Genomic DNA, 19,065 nt, shown 5'->3' with positions numbered 1-19,065 from the left:
CGGAAATGCTAGACGATGCCTCACCTTCTTCGTGCGGAATGCGGCGAAGATCACTTTGTCTGACAGGAAATGTCCGGACAGATCGCAGGTCAGATCATCAGCAGATTATTCTCGATGCTCAATTGGCAAGCCGAGTGTCCTGCATACCGGTGGCCTGGCCTTCAAAGAGTTCAGGATCAGCGCCGGCTGCATCGGATGGAAGATGACGCTGACGTAGATTGGACCATGGCGTGAGAGCAGGACAGGCGACCAGTCGACCGACTACTGTTTGCAGTTCGTTTAACTAATCGCGGCTCGCCGCATCGCCGCATCGCCGCCTCGACGCTCATGATTTTTCGCTATGCTTGCGACTAAACTTCGAATTAATCTACCCGCATTGAGCAATCTATAGTCGAAACGGATCGTTGGGGGACGCCGTGACCATTTTTCGCCGCGCTGCGGCAGCAGCATCAGTGATTTCGATACTTTCGGGATGCGGACTGTACGTGCCTCAGAAAGATCCGTTAGTGCAGAATGACGTCGATCCGCGAAACGGCATGTCGAGGCAGGGAAAGATCGAGAGCAACATCATCGCCAACATTCGGTGCGAGGTCACCAAGGGGCTATATCGGGCGGTCAGCACGGGGAAAGTACCATGGCTGACGGGGTGGGGCACGAGCATCTCTCTCAACCTCACGTGGGAAGAAACCTCGAACGTCAATCCGGGCATCCTCTACACGACCCCGATAGGCGGCTCCGATATATTTTCGGCAGCGGGTGGAGTGTCCGGTTCGGCACATTCGACACGAAACGAGGCGATCACCTTCACGCTTGAGAACAAGACGCTGTTGAAGGAGGCAATTCTCACTAGCCATGCTCGACAGGGGCTTGATTGCAGCGCTTTGGAAGACGGGGTCACCGTTTCCAGCGATCTTAATATCGACGAGTTCATCTACGACAAGGCATCGATAGCTGCCGGAAACGAGGCTCGCACGAGACCCATCGAGTATCCCCAATTCTCTACCTTCCAAGAAACTCTGACCTTCGTCGTTTCGGTAGGCGGCGACTTCACTCCAAGCTGGAAGTTCATCCGGTTAACTGTCAATCCCGGAGCGCCGTTCTTAGGCGGATCGCGTACCAAGACCAGTCAAGTCATCATAACGCTCGGCCCGCTCGCAAAACCCGCAGGGCCCGCCGGATCCGCGCAACTTGCCCTCCAGGCTGCGGTCCAGCACGACGCTGCGGTCGCGGGAAACGCGACCGCAGCGGCGATACGAAGCCAAGCTAGATAGGGAGCTCGCAGATGTCCGGAGCAGATAACGGGAACGGCTCGGTGGACCCCAGCAAGGGAGTAGTCATCGACGGCGAGACATTCTTTCCATTGTCGCGACCTAGCGGATTGAATCCTTGCGCCGGCAAAGACGATGGGACATCGTGCGGGGCAGGTTGCGTCTGCCGAGGCGGACAATGCTACTACTCTTTGCAGAGATTGAGGGAGATGGGCATAAAACTGCCAGACCTTTGAGAATGCCATTGGCGATGGACGCGAAACCTCAGTTCGCTATCAGGCCTGCCCGATGCCCGAATGCGTCGCCTTCGACGAGAGTCTCCTGCTTCGCCGGCATCTGGACCAGCTGGACCTCGGTCCGGAAGATCAAGGAAGGCGAGATCACCAACGACCTCTACGCGTTCCTGACGAAGGAGGCCAACGCCGAAGTCTTCGCCATCCATCCGAAGGCGATGCCCGTGATCCTGACTACACCGGACGAGGTCGAGACCTGGATGACGGCGCCTGCCGAGGAGGCGCTGAAGCTGCAGCGGCCGCTTCCTGACGGGACGCTCAAGATCGTCGCCCACGGCACGAAGGAAGACCCCGCGCCGGCGACGTAGCATTCTCCACAGGCGCTGCGGAACAGGTGGACAAGCCGAAGCCCTGCCGATTGCGAATCCCTGACCCGTGCTAACCGCGCGGAACGAGCGGGCGGGCGGAAGGATTCGTCCCGGCAGGAGCGATCTCGATGCTGAGGACGAAGGAACGACGGCCGGCGATCCGGACGCTGCGCGGCTGGGCGATCTCCGTGCTGCAGGAAGCCGGGGCGATCCACGAATGCGAGGAGCACGGATGGGCCAAGGATCGGGCCGATCCGCACGCACGAGAGCGGGCATTCGAAATCGCCAGGCAGGATCCGCCGCGCGGCCTTCCAATGAATGCGGCCATCGCCGAGCTCCGTGAGGTCTTGGATTCGATCGGCGACACCTGCCCCGAGTGCCCATCCGGAGACGAGCAGGACTGTTGAAGGGCGCGGCCGCCGGGCAGGAGACGCGGCGCAATTTTTTCCCCTGATCGGGGCGGCAATCCTGCGATCCCGAATCCGAGACTAGCCATTAGCCGCGAACAAGTCCCACTTGCCCGGCAATCCCTTGAGCTCATACGAACCGCGTTCGGTAAAGCGCAGACCGGCGCCGGCGACGAGATCGGTCACCACGCGCGAGACCAGAACCTCGTCGGGCCCGGATTGCGACATGACGCGGGCCGCTGCATGAACCGCGATGCCGCCGATGTCACTCCCCCGCACCTCGATCTCTCCGGTGTGCAGACCAGCCCGCACTGGCAAACCGATCTGGCGCGCAGCATTGCTGAACGACAGGGCGCAGCGGATGGCCCGGCCCGGCCCGTCGAAGGTCGCGAGCACGCCATCACCGGTGGTCTTGACCAGATTGCCTCGGTGCCTTTCAATGAATTGACGCGCGAGCTCGTCGTGCTGATCCAAACGGCTCCGCCACTTCTGGTCGCCGATCTCGGCGGCCTGTCGCGTGGAATCAACAATGTCCGTGAACATGACGGTTGCGAGAATCCGCTCCAGGTCAGCGTCTCCGGTATCACGATGCCCCGTGACGAACTCCTCGATATCGCCGACCACCGTTTCGGTATCGCCGGTCCAGAACGCGTGATCTCCTGTCGGATATTCGATGTACTTCGCACCGGGGATTTCCTCCGCCATACGTCGGCCCAAGGCGACCGGCACCTGCTTGTCCGTCGCCCTGTGCAGTACGAGCGTTGGAGCCCGGACACACGGAAGAATGCCGGTGACGTCTATCCGGCGGTTTGAGATGATGTAGGCCTTGATGGCGCCCGGACTGCTCGCCAGCTTCTCGAACTTGGCGATGCGCGCGACAGCCTCCGGGTTCGAGGCGTCACTCGCGAAGACGTTCCCCAAAAACGCTCCGCTACCCCACCGCTTGACAAGGTTCGCCAGCCTTTCTTCGGCGGCCGCCGGGGTCAGATTCGGCGGAAAAAGGTCGGCGACGCGGGCGAGTCCGCCGAAAAGAACCAAGTGAGACACACGCTCCGGATAGGTGCTCGCGAACAGAACGCTCATGGAGGCGCCCTCGGAGAATCCGACCAGCGCGGCTCGCCGAGATCCGACCGCGTCCATGACCGCGCGCACGTCGTCGATGCGCTCATCGAGAGAAGGCACGTCGGCCAGCCTGTCGGAGAGGCCCTGTCCTCTCTTGTCGAAGGCGATGACTCTGGAGAACTTGGCCAACCGGCGCAGAACCTGCGTGTAGCCCGGCAGCTCATGTTGATAGTCGACATGCGAGATGATGCCGGGGACCAGGACAATGTCGATTGGCCCGCTACCCATTACTTGGTAGGCGATGGCGAAATCGCCGCTCTGCGCATATTGCGTCTCTGGCAATCCTAGTTCAGCCACGGCCAACCCCGCTGCTCCCTGGGCCTGGGCAAACTATCGAGCATATCGCAAAGAAGATCAACGGAGCCGTCGGATCTCGTCGTCTATCAAAAGAGAAGGGGCCATTGGAAGCGAGCCTGCGTTCTAGGCAGACTTCCGCCGCGCTCCAGCCGCCGGCTTCTTGGCGGCGGTCTCCTTCGCCGGCTTCTTGCCGGCGATCGGCATCAGCATTTCCCTCTGGCCGGCCGACGCCTTTTTAGGCCTCTTGGCGGGCTTCTTTGGCGCCGCCGCCTCGGCCGCAGCGCCACCCACGCTCTTGCGAAGCGCGTCCATCAGATCGACGACGTTCTCGCCCTTCGGTCGTTCCTTCGGGCGGATGACCTTGCCGGCCCTCTTCTGGTTGATCAGGTCGACCAGCGCGGTCTCGTAGTGGTCCTCGAACTTCTCCGGATCGAACCGCCCCGCCTTTTGGTTTACGATGTGCTTGGCGAGGTCGAGCATGTCCTTGGTGACCTTCACGTCCTGAATCTCGTCGAAATATTCCTGTTCGCTCCGGACCTCGTAGGGATAGCGCAGCAGCGTGCCGATCAGGCCCTTGTCGCGCGCTTCGAGCGCGATGATGTGCTCGCGGTTGGTCAGCACCACCCGCCCGATCGCGACCTTGTCCATCTCGCGGATGGTCTCGCGGATCACCGCGAAAGCGTCGTGCCCGACCTTGCCGTCGGGGCGCAAATAGTAGGGGCGGATCAGATACCGCGGGTCGATGTCGGACCTGTCGACGAACTCGTCGATCTCGATGGTGCGCGTAGACTCGAGAGCGATCTCCTCGAGCTCCTCCTTCGTCACCTCGATGTACTGGCCTTTATCGAATTCGTAGCCCTTCACTATGTCCTCGTTCGGCACCTCGTCCCCAGTGTCCGCGTCGACCTTCAGGTACTTGATGCGGTGGCCCGTCGCGCGGTTCAGCTGGTTGAACGAGATCTTCTCGCTTTCGGAGGTGGCCGGATAGAGCGCGACCGGACAGGTCACGAGGGAGAGACGCAGAAAACCTTTCCAGTTGGCGCGGGGGGCCATGAACGCGGTACTCCGGAGGGACGATGCTGGATTCAAGACGAACGGAGCCCGCCGGTTCCGACATGCTCCGGGCCCGCCAACGGGAAAATTGGCCATCTTCCCGCAGCGCCCCCCGGGCACGTCCGAAAATGTCGTGAATCGCTTGTTTTCCAGGTACCTCGTGGAGCTTTTGGCCGGTATTGTGGACCATGGACGCGCTGACCCAGCCCCGCAGACACAACACTCTGGACCCGGCGAACCTGGCTGCAATGGCCGACGCCTTGGCTCAGTCGTCCGATTACAGGGTTCTTCGACGCCTGATCGCCCGTCCTCCCTACACGCCGGCGGCCGGGCAGGAGGTCAGGACCGGCATTCTGCTCGACACCGAGACCACCGGCCTCGACCACTCGAAGGACGAGATCATCGAGCTCGGGATGGTCAAGTTCGACTACACGTCGGACGGGCGGATCGTCGGCGTCAGAGACACGTTCTCCGCCTTCAACGAACCGAGCGCGCCGATCTCCGCGGAAGTGACGGCGCTCACCGGCATCACCAACGAAATGGTCACGGGGCACAAATTTGACGATGCCGCCGTAACGGCCTTCGCCGAAAGCGGGCTCATCACGATCGCGCATAACAGCGCTTTCGACAGGAGGTTCGTCGAGCGCTACTGGCCCGTGTTCGAGCACAAGGCCTGGGGCTGCAGCATGAGCGAGATCGACTGGCGCAAACATGGCTTCGCAGGCTCGCAGCTCGGCTATCTCCTGAACGGAGCCGGCTACTTCCACCAGGCGCACCGCGCCGTCGATGACTGCCACGCGCTGCTGGAGGTCCTGGACTTCGTACTGCCGACGACCGGTGCGCCGGCGCTCGCGCTCCTCCTCGAGACCGCCCGCAGGCCGACGCTGCGGATCTGGGCGGAGCAGACCGCATTCGAGCTCAAGGACTCGCTGAAACGGCGCGGCTATCGCTGGAATGACGGCAGCGACGGCAGACCCAAGTCCTGGTTCAGAGATGTCGATGAGAGCGGTCTGGACGACGAGATCGCGTTCCTACGGACCCAGATCTACATGCAGGATGTCGAGCCCAACGTGCAAAGGCTGACCGCCTTCACCCGGTTCTCCAGCCGCATCTAACTCCCGTTCCGGCTGACGGAGAGCTCAGTCCGCGGGTGGCTTCAACGGACTGTCCACCCACTTGAGAGCGGCAGGGTCATGCAGCGGGTCGTCGTCGCAGACCGGACACACATAGCGCTCCCTGCCGGGGCTCGCGTCGTTCTTGACGAGCTTCATGGGCCTTCCGCAGACCGGACACGCCTTCCGGATCGGGTGCAGCACCGTCATGTCGAATTTCCCTGCCGCCGGCAGCTTAGGCCCGCCGGAGGCGTCGGTACAAGCGCACGATGCAAGGTTTTCAGGACCGCCGTCGTGGCACTGGCGCCACTTGACTCCTCGCCTGCGGGCCACGCAAATTTGAGAAGTGATGTCGTGGGGGGGCGCCATGGAGCAGGAATTCTATCGGGGTCTCGCGCACCGGGTCCGGACCATTGCCGAAAGGGCCGACCCGTTCACCCGGCGACGCCTCCTGGACTTGGCGAGGCGGTATGATGCGAAGGGCGGCCAAGCGTCGCGATCCGCCCCGCCGGAGCGCCCGCTCCCCCTACCGCGCACGACGCCCCCAAACTCGATCTACTCCGGGCCCAGCGAGGCCTGACAGGCGAGCGGCGGAGCGGCCGGTCAGACGGCCGACTCCTCTTCGAGCGCCAGATCGTCTTCGGTCAGCTTCGTCTCGAGCCGCAGACTGTTCACCTTGGCGCTGCGATGCCGGAATCGGGTGCCCCGCATCAGGACGAACCTGAACCTACCGGCGATCAGCATCTGGAGGATCGGCGTTAGCGCGTCTCGTGGGATTCCGATGTTGCCCAAGATCGCGTCCTGCGTGACGTGGAGCGACCCCAACGCGATCGGGTGCAAGTCCCTGCGCCGCTCCTCCTCCAGGTCGGACGAGGGGAGCAGCGAGATCTCCGCCCTGTCGGTCTTCTGCCCCGCCGGCCGCAGGAGCCGCCCCTTGATCTGCAAGTGACGGAATTCGTCGTACGGGTCGATCGGCTGCCGCTCGCTGTTGAGCGAAAATGAGTAGCCCCAGTCCCAGTCCTCGATCGCCAGGACGTAGTCGACGATCTCCTCGCGCGGCTTGCGCCGAGGCCTCTTCTTCGGTGACCTGATCAGCTTCTGTTCGGTGGCCATTGCCCGTAATCCGGATAACGGCTTCGCTATCCGAGCGGCTCAGAGGCGTCCTAGCGGGCTAGACGTTTCTCGACGCGCTTGCGGGAATTGCCGACCTTCTTGACGGCCTTCTTCACGGCCGATGCCGAGCGGCCTGTCTTCTTCGCTTCGTAGCGGACTTCGTAGTCCTGCCCATTGGCCACGCGGGCCCGGGTCCTGTTTGCGTCCACGCGCGGTCTTCTTCTTTGCTGCGGCCATCGGCTCCTCCTCTTGCGAACTCATGGCGATGCAACGCCGCAAGGATTCGCGGGTTCCGGAAACGAATCCTGCCGTCCCGGCTTGAATCTGCTTAGTTGTGCGTTGGAGTCCTGCGTGGCGTTTCAGCGGCGTAAACCGGCGGCGATCGGCGTGAAGGCGCCGTTCCCGGGCTTCGTAGAACCGGCCTTGGCATCATCGATCGAGAAGGTGCCGTCCGGAGCGCGATGGATTCACGAAATCAAGTTCGATGGCTACCGCGTCCAGGTCCATCTGGCGAACGAAGCCGTGAAGGTCTTCACCCGCCGCGGTCACGACTGGACCAACCGCTTCAAGAAGGTCGCCAATGACGCCTGGCACATCAAGGCGGGATCGGCGATCGTGGACGGTGAAGTCGTTGTCGCCGCCGCGGACGACACCACGGACTTCTCGGTCCTTCCGAACGAACTGAAAGGCCGGTCGACCAGCATCGTACTGGTCGCCTTCGATCTCCTGTTACCTGAATGGCCGCGACCCGGAAGCTGCCGCTCTTCCAGCGCAAGACCGAACTCAAGAAGATCATCGACGGCACCGAGATCCAGTTCAGCGAAAGCTTCGAGATCGAAGGCCGCGAGATGTTCGAACACGCCTGCAAGATCGGGCTCGAGGGCGTCGTCTCGAAGGTATGGTTTGGCGCCAGCTCAAAGAGAAGACTGCACTTCCCGGGGGAATCTGTTGATGAACGGAAGCTTATGTCCAGATTTCTTCAGCAATCGCGACCAGCCGTTCTAGAATGTCGCGTTCCGTGCGTAGCCGATCGCGCTCCTGGAGCAGGCGGGTGAACTCCGAAGCCTGGTCCGCCGACATCGGCTTCTCGGTCGCCGATGTCGGCGCATGCGGGAACTTGTCGTCGGCAATCCGACTCTTCACGCGTGCCTCGTCAGCGAATGTCGACAGTGGCTTACTCGCGATGAAGGGATGATCTAGCTCGACTGGAAGTCCGAGGCGTCGTCGTATTACTTCGGTCGCCGGAGCGGAAAGAGATAAGGGAAGAGAGATAAGGGAAGAGCGTATCGCCGGTTTTCACCGGCGGGTCTAAAGGGGATTACGCGAATATTGACCTGTTCACAGTTGTCCACCAGCCAGAGCGGCCGAAAATGTGGTCATCTGTCGTAGCGTTTTCGACAGACGAATCATGCAGCAAGAATCTGCGTTCGTTAGGACGTTGCCTCTAACCTAATTCGTCAATCAGTGTCTGCGTCTGCCTGGTCGGTGGTCCATAGCTCACCAAGCGTACGTCCAGGTTGAATCCCAGGACTTTCTTGAGCGCGCGCTTGATGGCGGTATGAATCCACTCAGGCTCGTTGCCGAACGCCCCACCGCCCAGGGAAGTTAGCAAGACGATATTCGATGCGTTTCGTCGGACGTTGATGACACCTTGAAGCATCGTAGCTTCATAGGCGGCATCGAGCACAAACTGTGCGAATGGTGTCCAAAACTTTCGTGGTACATGACCGTAGGCCACCGGCAGCGCTGAGCAGAAGACTTGGCTTACAAGAGGTCTGGGCGCGCGGGGCATGTCCGTTACTTCGAAATCGCGATGATGCCGATGCGCAGCTTCCCGCTATCGCGTCGATTTGCTCCTGGCCGGCCGAGTGAAGATAGTCCGAGATCAGGTCCAGACCTCCCCCGGCGCAAAGAGCATAATCGTTACGGTACTCCCAGAGGTCAGCGATGGAGCGATCGAGCCGAACACTCAGCTCATCGCCAATGTCTGCAAGGCCGTTAAGCTGGCATTCTGCAGTTTGGTCGATCTGGTCACCGACCGGAACGAAGTAGTTGCGGTAGATCGTCGCCGCGCCCGCGATGCTAACTATCCATTTGAAAAGAAGGCGATTTTGTCCATCGCCTTCGGTCCCAAAAACCGGACTCTTCGGAAAGTAGGGAACACTGGAAAGCAATACCCTATCGCCATTTCTTCCGTGCTGCTAAGATGTTTGCGGCACAAACATGAACTTTAAGTAGCGCGGAGACTTTTGGATTTCAAAAATCAATTGCTGTAGGGAGCGGAACCTTGAGGATCGCGGATTGGCTGAACGCGGTCGGTCTGGCCGAGTATATTGCCGCATTCGAGGCAAACAAAATAGATTTGGAGCAACTGAGCGAATTGACCGATGCCGACCTGAAGGACATCGGTGTTATAGCTTTGGGCCACAGACGGACCCTTCTTAAGGCGGCGAAAGAACGTTCCTTCATCATCCCTGCTCGCAATGAGCGAGGAGACTATCCATCGTTCTCCTCCGAGCGTCGCCACTTGACGATTCTGTTTTTAGACATCGTCGATTCGACCGCTCTTGCAACGGCTGTTGATCCAGAAGATCTGAGCGATACTATTGGGCGCTTTCAAAAAGCCGCCATCTCCCAGATCAATTCTTTTGAAGGTTACGTCGCGCGGTCGTTTGGCGACGGCCTCCTTGCTTATTTTGGATGGCCGAGGGCTCACGAAGACGATCCACAAAGGGCGATCCTCGCGGCTGACGCCACTCACTGCGCGATCAGTGAGTTACGTCGGCCAGACGGGGGACCATTGTTCGCCCGCGCAGGAGTGGCAACTGGATGGGTAGTGCTGGGCGACATCGGCGGGGCCGTAAAGGACGAGGTTGTTGGAGAAACACCCAATTTGGCCGCAAGGCTGCAGTCGGTCGCAGCGCCAGGACAAACTGTTGTTGCTTCTTCGACTGCGGCTCTCCTTGGTGAGGAATTTGCGTTGCAGGATCTTGGTCCTCAGATCCTGAAGGGCTTCGATAACAATCCGCGAGCCTACGCCGTCACCTCCATTAAGCAACGCGCGCGCTTTCAAGCTCGAGGGGTCCGAACCACACCCCTTGTGGGACGTGCCAGCGAGATCGAGTTGCTACGCGACCTTTGGTCAAAGGCAAAGAACGGCCAGGGCCAGGCTCTCATATTGAGGGGGGAAGCGGGCATCGGAAAAACACGGATAATCAGGGAGCTGGTTGATCAGATCCGGAGCGATCGCCAGGTCACGATGCGGTATCACTGTTCGCCATACTACCAAAACAGTGCTCTTAGACCGATGATCGCGCAATTGTCGGAGGCTGCTGGTTTTCTGCCAGAGGACAGTGCAGCAGTCCGACTGACTAAACTGAGAGAGCTCTTAAGCGTAACGAGCGCCAGCGATGAAGCCGTCTCTTTGATCGCGGAACTCCTGTCCATCCCTGCATCTGGCCATCTTAGCCCATTGCAGCTCACGCCTATTCAGAAGCGCCAACGCACCTTCCACGCTCTTGCTGAGCAATTCCGCAATCTTGCGAAGGGCGCGACAGTGCTGGCCATCGTCGAAGATGCTCACTGGATCGATCCCACCACTGCTGAATACCTTGACCTGATCATTAGGTCGGTCGACGCCGTGGCCGCGCTGGTGATTGTGAGCGGACGACTGGAATATAGTCCGGCATCCAGCTGGCAGCAGTTGCCAAGCTCCAATTATCTTCTGCTCAAATCTTTGAACGATGACAGTACTAAGGCTCTGGCAGAGAAGGTTGCCGGTGCATCATTGCCAGCCTGGGTGACTGCGGAGATCGCAAGCAGGACTGATGGTGTGCCGCTCTTCGTGGAGGAGCTGACAAAGGGGCTCGTTGAGGGCGGTCTCTTGAAATACGATGGCCATAGCTACGAGTTGACGGAGTCCTCTCTTCGACTCGCCATTCCCTCTACTCTTCAGGACAGTCTAACCGCCCGGCTTGATAATCTCCCAGGATCAAAATCGATCGCCCAGATCGGAGCGGCGCTGGGTCGTGAATTCAGATTGGACCATCTCGCGGCGATCACCGGATTGGCCGTATCATCCATCAAGGAGCAAGTGAATGGCCTCGAATCTGCTGGCTTGGTGTTTGAACGGCGCGCCCCGCTCGATGGAACTTACGTTTTCAAGCACGCGCTTGTACAAAGCGCTTCATACGAAAGCCTTCTTTTGTCAAAGCGGAAATCATTGCATGGTCAGATCGCGGAGATCCTGACTGCTCAGTTTCCTGAATTTTGCGAGAAGGAGCCAGAAGTAATAGCTGCGCACTGGTCGCGCTCAAATAGTCCTTCCAGCTCGGTTACCTTCTGGCTGCGGGCTGGTCAGAATGCCTTGAAGCGTTCGGCTTATTTGGAGGCGCTTAACAACTTACGACACGGTTTAGAGTACTTTAGTCCGAGCACAAAATGCGATGAGAACAGTCGCATTGAGTTTGACCTCAATCTGAGCGCGGGCCAGGCCTCTTACGTCGTCAACGGGCCTGCTGCTGAACAGACGACGAAGGCATACTCCCGTGCGCTTGAACTTATCGAGCTCGTAGATCAGCCAGACCAGCGCTTCGATCTGCTCTATGGCATTTTCTCCGGATATCACTTCGCCTCAAAATTCGATTTGGCACGTGAGCCTGCTGAGAAGATGTACGAGATCGCAACCAAAATGAACGATGAAAGCCACATCTGTCAGGCTCATCGTATGTTGGGCTATCTCAACTTTTTTGAAGGCAAGCTGGTTGCCGCTATCGGCAACTTTGAAGCCTTAGCGGCGCTTTACAGGCCCGAACTGCATGCCCCAATGGCAACACGCTACGGTGCCGATTGTCTCGTCGCCGCGCGAGGTTTTGAAGCGGTGGCGCACGGAGTTTGCGGTCGCGTGGATAGGGCGCAGCGATTGGCAGACGAGAACGTCGCCTATGCGAGGCGATTAAATCATCCTCCAAGCCTTGGGTGGGCGTTCGCAGCCGGAGGGTATCTGAATTACTTCCTGGATGGGATTGAAGCAGCGCTGAAGTACGTCGAAGAAGGTGCTCGCTACTGCGAGGTCAACAACGTGGCTGTCTGGGGCATCCATTGCCGATTGTTTGAGGCCTGGGCGAAGTCGGCATCCTCTGCGAACCCTGAATCATCTATCGAGGTCATGAGGAAGGGCATTGCAAACGTGAGCTCCCGCATTTCTCTCGGAGTTCCCCTTTTCAGAGCGGCGCTTGCCGATTTGCTGTTGACGACAGAGCAAATCGAATTAGCCAATCAAGAGATTGACACTGCACTAAGCGAGCTAGCGTCAACCGGGCAGCGCTTTTTCGCTCCCACAGTCTACTTTGTAAAAGGAAGCTGTTCTCGCAAACTCGGACGGGCGCATGCGGAGGACAGTATGACATGGTACGAGAGATCTGCTCTGACTGCCCGCGAGATGCGCGCGACTCTCCTTGAATCAAGAGCTTTGAGTGCACTAGCGCAAAAAGCGAGTTGATGCTCTCAAAGTTCAGAGAAGGGCGCGATCTCAGCAGCCCGAGAGGCACAATTCAGAATGGGAACGGACAATCAAAAGACCCCGGGCGAGGAGCCAACGTTGTGTCATGTGTTGACTGAAATTAACTCTTAAGCTGGCAGAAAAACACGGATCCGGTTGTATGAAGACGTAGTCCCTTGGAGGGAGAATGCGCTCGACGAAGGATTTTGCTTTCGATTTTGTTTCGAGTTACCCATCACTCTGGCGTCTAGTCAGCAAGTGGGAATGGTTGAGGCGGCTACTCAATCGGCTTTTCATAAATATTATTGCCAACTCCTCTAAACCGCGGCCGTACCCGCTGTCGCTGTGGGGCGCAAAGACACCGGGGGGCAGCGACGACTACACATCGTGGACGGGCTTGGTCGATCGCTCTTACACTGGGCGGCACTTGCCACCGGCCTCCGAAAAGAGTGTCAGTTGCCTTCCAAAGGTCGCGGACGTCGGCGCACTATTCGTTCGAGACCCGGACCAAGTACCCTGCCCAAAGAGCACCGCTCTCTTCTGCTTCTTTGCGCAATGGTTTACCGACAGCTTTCTGCGAACCCATCCAGACGACTTCAGAAAGAACACGTCGAACCACGAGATCGATCTCTGTCAGATCTATGGTCTATCGGCGGCGGACACGGCCCTTCTAAGGGCCAAAAAACGAGGTCGGCTGAAGAGCGTGCAAATTAATGGCGAAGAGTTTCCGCCGCCACTGTTCGAAGAAGACGGCAAGCGTGTGCGCCAAGAGTTCGTGGGTCTGTCCTATATCGATCCGCAGACGGGAGATTTCCGTAAAGCGCTCGACGATCCCTTCAACACTCCCGATAGGAAAAAACGGCTTTTTGCCTCCGGTCTAGAACGTGGCAATTCAACCATCTTCTATAGCGCACTCAACACGGTATTTCTGCGCGAGCACAATCGTCTCTGCGAGGAACTTGCAGCGGCACATCCGGAATGGAATGATGATGACGATCGACTGTTCGAGACGGCGCGGAATATCAACATCGCGCAACTGCTCAAGATCATTGTCGAAGACTATATCAACCATCTCTCCTCGGCCCAGCTAAAGTTCTCGCTCGAGACTGGTTTTGCTGAAAAGCAGCCTTGGTATCGGACTAATCGCATCTGCGCGGAATTCGACCTGCTCTATCGCTGGCATGCGCTCGTGCCTGCAGAAATGGAAATGAGCGGCCGGCGATTTCCTGACAGCATATTCCGTTACAATAACGAATTCCTCGTGAATGTCGGTCTCGCCTCAGCATTCGACGCGGCGTCGAGTCAGGGGGCAGGAAAGATCACCCTGCACAACACAGCGCCATTTCTGATCAATGCCGAAGTCGAGGCAACTAAGAAGTCTCGTGCCTGGCGCCTGCGCTCATACAACGAGTATCGAGAACGCTTCGGATTGCAGAAGTTAACTTCTTTTGAAGAGCTGACGGACGATCGAAATCTGCTGCTGGAGCTCAAGGCGTTGTACGGGCATGTCGATCGCGTCGAACTGCTCGTCGGTCTTTTGGCAGAAAGCGACGAGGACACGGTGCTCGGCAAGCTGATGACCTTGATGGTCGGCGTCGACGCCTTTTCCCAGGCACTGACCAATCCTCTGCTTGCGGACAACGTCTACAACGAAGACACATTCACAAAAGTCGGTCTCGAGAGTATTGCGAACACCTCTTCGCTCGCGGATATTGTCCACCGCAACAAGGTTGCTGCCGATGCAAAGGTCGCCTTTGGCGGCGAGGATCCGCCCGGTTCCTACGGCTGGCCGCTGATTGGGGCCGCATGGGGCTTGCTAGACTTCTTCTTCATCAGCGGGTGGTTGGAATTCCTTCGGAAGCGTCAGCGCAAATACGGAAAGACAGTTTTCAAAACGAATCTGTTTGGCCCGACGATCATCGCACTAGATCATCGCGCCATTGCACCCCTGTTTGCTTCCACAGACCTGGTGCAAGACCATCCCGTCGCCGGTTTCAAGTTCCAGCTTCCGCCACTGGCGTTGGTTGGGAACGTATCGCCAAGCATCTATGAGGCGGGACCGGAACACGATCGGCCGAAAGCCCTTTACCTCGATCTACTGAAAGCACGTTCGACAACTCTCGTGGCCTCGTTCGATGCTGTTGCAGGCGAATTCTTCAAGAAATGGTCTGCAAAAAAAACCTTCAGCTTCCGCGACGAGATCGAGGATTTCGTCGTGGCGCTGATCTTCGAGTGGATGCTCGGGCAGCGACCGGTATTGGCCGATGTCCGTGAACTCTACAGCGGTATATTCACGCACACATTCCTATCGATCACTCGCTTCATTCCCGGATCGGCCTATTCTAAAGCACTGAAGATCTTTCCAAGACTGCTGGCTTTCGTGAAGCAGACGCCGGCGTTTCCTCAGATCGTGGAGCTTGCCAAGGGTCACAATATCACGGACGAGGAGGTGCTCGCCAAGCGGCTGACATTCCTGCTGGGGATGAATTCCTTTCTCGGGACACAGTCACTTCTGAAATCGATTGTAGGAGAGTTGGGGCAGAGACAGAAAGTGCGAGCGGGCCTGTGCGATGAAATAGATGCGGTCATCGGATCGGATCCCAGGATCGCTGATCTGCGCTGCCTCGACAAACTGAAAATGCTCGACCGTACGCTGCGTGAAATCCTGCGGCTACATCCGCCGGTATTTTTCGTTCCTGGACGCGCGACGCGTGATCGTATCCTGGATTCGAGTTCAGGAACATTCCGCATTCGCAAGGGTGAACTGGTGCTGGGTGTGTTACCGTTGGCGCAAAGGGACGAAGCGAATTTTCCGCGGCCAGACGACTTCATTCCAGACAGGTTCGAAGACCCGCAGGCCTCGCAACATCTAATTTGGCCGCGCGGGCTTCACGACGCCGTTGTCGACCCGCAGGACCGGACCTGTCCAGGCAAGGACCTGGCGCTGGTCATCGCTAAACTGTTCTGCATTACCTTGCTGCGCAAATGCTCGTGGGAGCTGAAGCAACCGCCGACCTGGAACACTAAATATTTCAGCCTCAATGTCGCTGCTCCAGAAGGAGACCTTAGGGTGGACGGATTCCAGTATCGAGAATAGATCGCCAGTGCCGTCCAACTGTTCATAGGTTACTTGAAGAGGCAAAAGAGGTTGTCGTTGTGGCTGGACGACCAGAAATTGACCCGATTCCAAAAGGTCTTTGTATACGGATATCGATCCAGAGACGCCAAAATTATTGTTCAACTCTAAATCGGCGCAAACTGCCTCTCGCATGACGGAAATTATCGGGGCAAGCTCAGCAGGATATTCTCCTGAGCCTCGTTGATGTCGCGCTCGAACACCTTGGGACCATATTTGTCGTAGTAGCTGAATGAGCATTTGCGTGGTCCAGGGATTGAGCGGTCAGAAATTTTGTAGGGCTGAGCCTCCCCAAGCCGGCCAAACAGCCCAACGGACGCGCCGGCCGCGATCTCTGGAAAATGCTTGGTCTGGGTCTTCGGATCGTAGAAAGTGAATCGAAAGACCATCCGCGAGTCACCTTCATCCTTTCCCGTGCACAAAAAGCTGCTCGACAAGGTGGTAAGGGCGTAGCCTTCGTTGATCAGCATGACTCTTAGTAGTGAGTCGTACTCGGTCACAACGTCCACACGTTTTCCAGCGCCGCGGTCGTCAAGTCCGGCGTTGACAACATCGGGGTTCAGCAGGAAGGCAATAACTCTCGCCCTGTCCCAGCCGAGCAGACCGCGTACTGTTTCAGCGATTGGCGTGTAAAGCGCCGCGACGAGTGCAAGAACTGCCGTTGGTAAGGTGATGTAATCGCGCCAACCGAGGATGCGCTGACCAATTCCTTTTGGCGCGAGATCGGATAGGCAGTATCGGCATTTTGTTGCACCTAGCTGAATATTCTCAGCGCATTTGGGGCATTGCTTCACATGCCTCTCCCGCCAGTACAACTTGGAGCCATCGTCATAGACCGAACACACTCTGCTTATCGCTCAGATTGCGTTGGTTTCGGCTATCGATTGCACAATCCAGTTCTACAATCTATACGAATGTGCCTCTTCCAGCGTGGTCGGAGGCGTCGCCTTGCCCTCGTGGGCTGCCGCGCGTCCAGGTGATTGAAAGCGGCTGAGCGTGCCATGCCGTGAAGAGAGGGCCGAGGAAGCCGGCCGATACTTCGCGGATCGAAGACGATCGCCTCGCGCACCTGCTCATGCGCGGCGATGGCCGTGCCGGCTACGAAAAAGCGCGCCGCAGGCTCGACCGGGCCGCTCTTGTGCTGATCGCGGAGGGCGGCCACCGGTCTACCGTGGGGCCAGGTGGCGCTGCTGGCGGAATGCGGCTGCTTAGTTTCCCAGCGGCGTTAATCTCGGCTCGGATTTCGCCGACACGACCGTGGTCCAGACAAATCGGCAGACGGCCTCCGACGGCATCGCGAACTCGTCGGCTGCAGGACCGCGAACGCTCCCGGCAAGCCGATTGACATGTCGAGCGTCGTCAGAAACTGCCGCAAGCCGCTTCAAGGCGCAGTCTTGCTGCTCCGGCAGTGCGTTCGGTTCGGCGATCAGAGCAGGGTCGACACGAGCACAGTCAAGTGGTACAAGCGCCGCACCTGGCGGAGAAGTAAGTCCTTGTTTTTGCTATAGTTTGACGGATCGAGCCCCAACCCTTTCCTAGGCAGCACTTGATCGAAGCGCTTCCAGATACACCCGAACAAACTAAGCCAGTTCCTTCACCAGCTCGCGTGTCTGAACCGATGGCTCGCCATAGCTTATCAGCCGCACATCCAGGTCGAAGCCCTGTATTTTGATCACGGCGCGCTTGATGGCAGCATGAATCCACTCGGGCGCGTTGCCGAACGCCCCGCCGCCAAGGAATGTGAGCAACAGAATGTTCGATGCCCCGCGCCGGCAGTTGATCACTGCCTCAAGCATCGTTGCCTCATAGGCGGCATCGAGCACCAACTGTGCGAATGCTGCCCAGTGTTGCTGCGGCACACTGCCGTACGCGACGGGCAACGCTGAGCAGAAAGCCTGGCTCACTACAGGCCTTGGTGCGCTCGGCGCATCCGTCACCTCGACGTCGCGATGAATGCCGATGCGCAGCTTGCCGGCAAGCGCATCAGCCAGTCTGGGGCCCATGCCTCGCAGATGATCCGTGATCAGGTCCAGGCCCTGGCGCGTGCAGAGAGCATAGCCATTGCGCCACTCCCAGAGATCGGTGACGGGTCGGACCAATTGGGCGCTCAACTCGGCGCCGACATCCGCAAGGCCGTCAAGTTGGCGCTGTACCGTCTGGCCGATCTGGTCGCCCACGGGCGCAAAGTAGTTGCGGTAGATCGTCGCCGCGCCCGCTGCCACGGCGCACGCCGGGCCCTGCGTGCGGTCGTGCTCGTAGCGCGTGACGCCATCCTCGGGCGTCACGCTGGGGCTGATCATCTCCAGAGAATTGAACTGGCTGGCAACTTGGAACAGCGCACCTGCATACTCGGGCACCTGGTGCATCTTGCGCACGTCGCCGGTAACGATCCGCACGCGAGCCTGGCCTGCGGCGCCGGTGCCACCGGCTACTCGGGCGCGCAGGTCGTCGAGCGATGCCAGCTCGAACTCGCCGATTCCATAGCTGCAGCCGTTGGCCTTGGAGCGGAGAGTACTGCCGTGCACCTCAAGCTGCGCGCGTGTAGCGGCGTACGTGCTTTCATTGAAGCCGGTGATGCGCGTGAACCAGTCCATTCTCATGCTCCCACTGGTCTCGTCAGCTATGACCGTGCGGCGTGCGTTAGGAGCATCTCGGTCAGCTCGCGGTAATGACCGCCGGACGCCGGAAACGTGCGAGAACAGCGTCTGATCCAGGCTAATTTTCCCTATGGTAGCATCATGACATAGTACTCTCCCGACGCCATGGACTGAACCGAATAGTTGATGAGAGAGTCTGGGGCCGCATTCTGCCCCGTGCTTTGTGCTTTCACTCTCACCGCCGCGATCTGCTCATCCGAGTATCCCTGGACCTTCTTGAGCATCTCGAAGAGGTCGATCGTGATAATAACTGAGCATCGAGCGATCTGGTTGTTCGGATCCGTCGACAGGTGGGTTGCCGACTTATCTCTCACAAGAACGATGCCGGGCGGCATCTTATAGAACTTTCCGAACTCCTGCTCCTCGAACAGTTGCTTAACGGTTGCCAGCACGTCTGGGTCGCTGCAAACCTCTGACTTGCCGCAGCCCGCAAGCAGAGAGGCAAGGGTAACGACGGGGGCTATTGAGAGGATAGTTTTCATAGGGTTTGGTCTCCCGCAATGTGACGCTGCGTGAGCGGACCGTGCCGAACTCTGTCGTTGACGAAGGTCCGGGCCAAGTTGGCGAGCCAGGTATTCCTAGTGAAATGCCCCGTCCGATCCACTGCCTTGATATTCAGACGGGGGCCAAAGAAATTGCGGGGCTGCGAGAAGAGCGCGAGGCAGCCTCATGGGCGTAAAAAAGAGAGCCCCCCGATCGACGGCGATCGACGGGGGGCTCTTTGGCTTTCGCACCTTGCAAGTCATCAGGCTACGTCACGTTTTCAAAGTCCCTCACGTGCCGGTACCCCTCGTCGCTG

At 58.6% G+C, this 19,065-nt stretch carries 14 protein-coding genes and 3 pseudogenes; 8 read left to right on the top strand and 9 right to left on the bottom strand.

Annotated features, from left to right (window positions below; genetic code table 11):
* Positions 1-416: 416 nt before the first annotated feature.
* The 3 genes and pseudogenes from I6F38_RS19550 (at position 417) to I6F38_RS19540 (ending at position 2,276) form a co-directional block, all read left to right on the top strand.
* Positions 417-1,271: a hypothetical protein gene (locus I6F38_RS19550; protein WP_225161473.1), complete on the top strand. Its 855-nt coding sequence runs from the start codon at positions 417-419 to the stop codon at positions 1,269-1,271.
* Positions 1,272-1,584: 313 nt separating this feature from the next.
* Positions 1,585-1,869 (top strand): annotated as a pseudogene (locus I6F38_RS19545) (SOS response-associated peptidase family protein); the annotation flags it as partial.
* A 128-nt stretch (positions 1,870-1,997) separates the two neighbouring features.
* Positions 1,998-2,276, top strand: coding sequence for a hypothetical protein (locus I6F38_RS19540; RefSeq protein WP_225161472.1), 279 nt, complete (start codon positions 1,998-2,000; stop codon positions 2,274-2,276).
* A gap of 81 nt (positions 2,277-2,357) precedes the next feature.
* On the opposite strand, the gene I6F38_RS19535 is transcribed toward I6F38_RS19540, so the two are convergent.
* Both I6F38_RS19535 and I6F38_RS19530 read right to left on the bottom strand, forming a co-directional pair.
* Positions 2,358-3,695, bottom strand: coding sequence for an adenylate/guanylate cyclase domain-containing protein (locus I6F38_RS19535; protein ID WP_225161503.1), 1,338 nt, complete (start codon positions 3,693-3,695; stop codon positions 2,358-2,360).
* Positions 3,696-3,818: 123 nt separating this feature from the next.
* On the bottom strand, positions 3,819-4,748 hold the full coding sequence (locus I6F38_RS19530; RefSeq protein WP_225161471.1) for a Ku protein: 930 nt from the start codon (positions 4,746-4,748) through the stop codon (positions 3,819-3,821).
* 188 nt (positions 4,749-4,936) lie between these two features.
* Here I6F38_RS19530 and I6F38_RS19525 point away from each other — a divergent pair, with 188 nt between their 5' ends.
* Positions 4,937-5,863, top strand: coding sequence for a 3'-5' exonuclease (locus I6F38_RS19525; RefSeq protein WP_225161470.1), 927 nt, complete (start codon positions 4,937-4,939; stop codon positions 5,861-5,863).
* 24 nt (positions 5,864-5,887) lie between these two features.
* On the opposite strand, the gene I6F38_RS19520 is transcribed toward I6F38_RS19525, so the two are convergent.
* Positions 5,888-6,070, bottom strand: a complete 183-nt coding sequence (locus I6F38_RS19520; RefSeq protein ID WP_225161469.1) for a hypothetical protein — start codon at positions 6,068-6,070, stop codon at positions 5,888-5,890.
* Positions 6,071-6,227: 157 nt separating this feature from the next.
* Here I6F38_RS19520 and I6F38_RS19515 point away from each other — a divergent pair, with 157 nt between their 5' ends.
* Complete coding sequence (locus I6F38_RS19515) at positions 6,228-6,440, top strand: hypothetical protein (protein WP_225161468.1); 213 nt, start codon at positions 6,228-6,230, stop codon at positions 6,438-6,440.
* A gap of 23 nt (positions 6,441-6,463) precedes the next feature.
* On the opposite strand, the gene I6F38_RS19510 is transcribed toward I6F38_RS19515, so the two are convergent.
* Both I6F38_RS19510 and I6F38_RS19505 read right to left on the bottom strand, forming a co-directional pair.
* Positions 6,464-6,973: a hypothetical protein gene (locus tag I6F38_RS19510; RefSeq protein ID WP_225161467.1), complete on the bottom strand. Its 510-nt coding sequence runs from the start codon at positions 6,971-6,973 to the stop codon at positions 6,464-6,466.
* A gap of 50 nt (positions 6,974-7,023) precedes the next feature.
* Positions 7,024-7,210 (bottom strand): annotated as a pseudogene (locus I6F38_RS19505) (DUF3606 domain-containing protein).
* Between the two features lie 114 nt (positions 7,211-7,324).
* Between I6F38_RS19505 and I6F38_RS19500 the strand changes: the two are divergent.
* Positions 7,325-7,872 (top strand): annotated as a pseudogene (locus I6F38_RS19500) (DNA ligase); the annotation flags it as partial.
* 545 nt (positions 7,873-8,417) lie between these two features.
* On the opposite strand, the gene I6F38_RS19495 reads toward I6F38_RS19500, so the two are convergent.
* Positions 8,418-8,765 carry a hypothetical protein gene (locus I6F38_RS19495; RefSeq protein WP_225161466.1) on the bottom strand — a complete coding sequence of 116 codons (348 nt, stop codon included), beginning with the start codon at positions 8,763-8,765 and terminating at the stop codon, positions 8,418-8,420.
* Positions 8,766-9,260: 495 nt separating this feature from the next.
* On the opposite strand from I6F38_RS19495, the gene I6F38_RS19490 reads away from it, so the two are divergent.
* A complete protein-coding gene (locus tag I6F38_RS19490; protein ID WP_225161465.1) occupies positions 9,261-12,473 on the top strand; it encodes an AAA family ATPase in 3,213 nt (1,070 codons plus the stop codon).
* Between the two features lie 187 nt (positions 12,474-12,660).
* Entirely contained in the window at positions 12,661-15,570 is a 2,910-nt protein-coding gene (locus I6F38_RS19485; protein WP_225161464.1) for a cytochrome P450, read from the top strand.
* A 182-nt stretch (positions 15,571-15,752) separates the two neighbouring features.
* Here I6F38_RS19485 and I6F38_RS19480 read toward each other — a convergent pair whose 3' ends face one another.
* From I6F38_RS19480 to I6F38_RS19470, 3 genes are all read right to left on the bottom strand, one after another.
* Positions 15,753-16,403, bottom strand: coding sequence for a hypothetical protein (locus I6F38_RS19480; RefSeq protein ID WP_225161463.1), 651 nt, complete (start codon positions 16,401-16,403; stop codon positions 15,753-15,755).
* 786 nt (positions 16,404-17,189) lie between these two features.
* Positions 17,190-18,203, bottom strand: coding sequence for a hypothetical protein (locus tag I6F38_RS19475; protein ID WP_225161462.1), 1,014 nt, complete (start codon positions 18,201-18,203; stop codon positions 17,190-17,192).
* 131 nt (positions 18,204-18,334) lie between these two features.
* The gene (locus tag I6F38_RS19470; protein ID WP_225161461.1) at positions 18,335-18,748 is read right to left on the bottom strand and encodes a hypothetical protein; all 414 of its coding nucleotides are present in this window, start codon (positions 18,746-18,748) and stop codon (positions 18,335-18,337) included.
* Positions 18,749-19,065 lie beyond the last annotated feature (317 nt).

Origin of the sequence: Bradyrhizobium sp. BRP56 (genome assembly GCF_020194035.1) — a bacterium.
GTDB lineage: Bacteria > Pseudomonadota > Alphaproteobacteria > Rhizobiales > Xanthobacteraceae > Bradyrhizobium > Bradyrhizobium australafricanum.
This window is presented reverse-complemented; position numbering and strand designations above follow the sequence as displayed.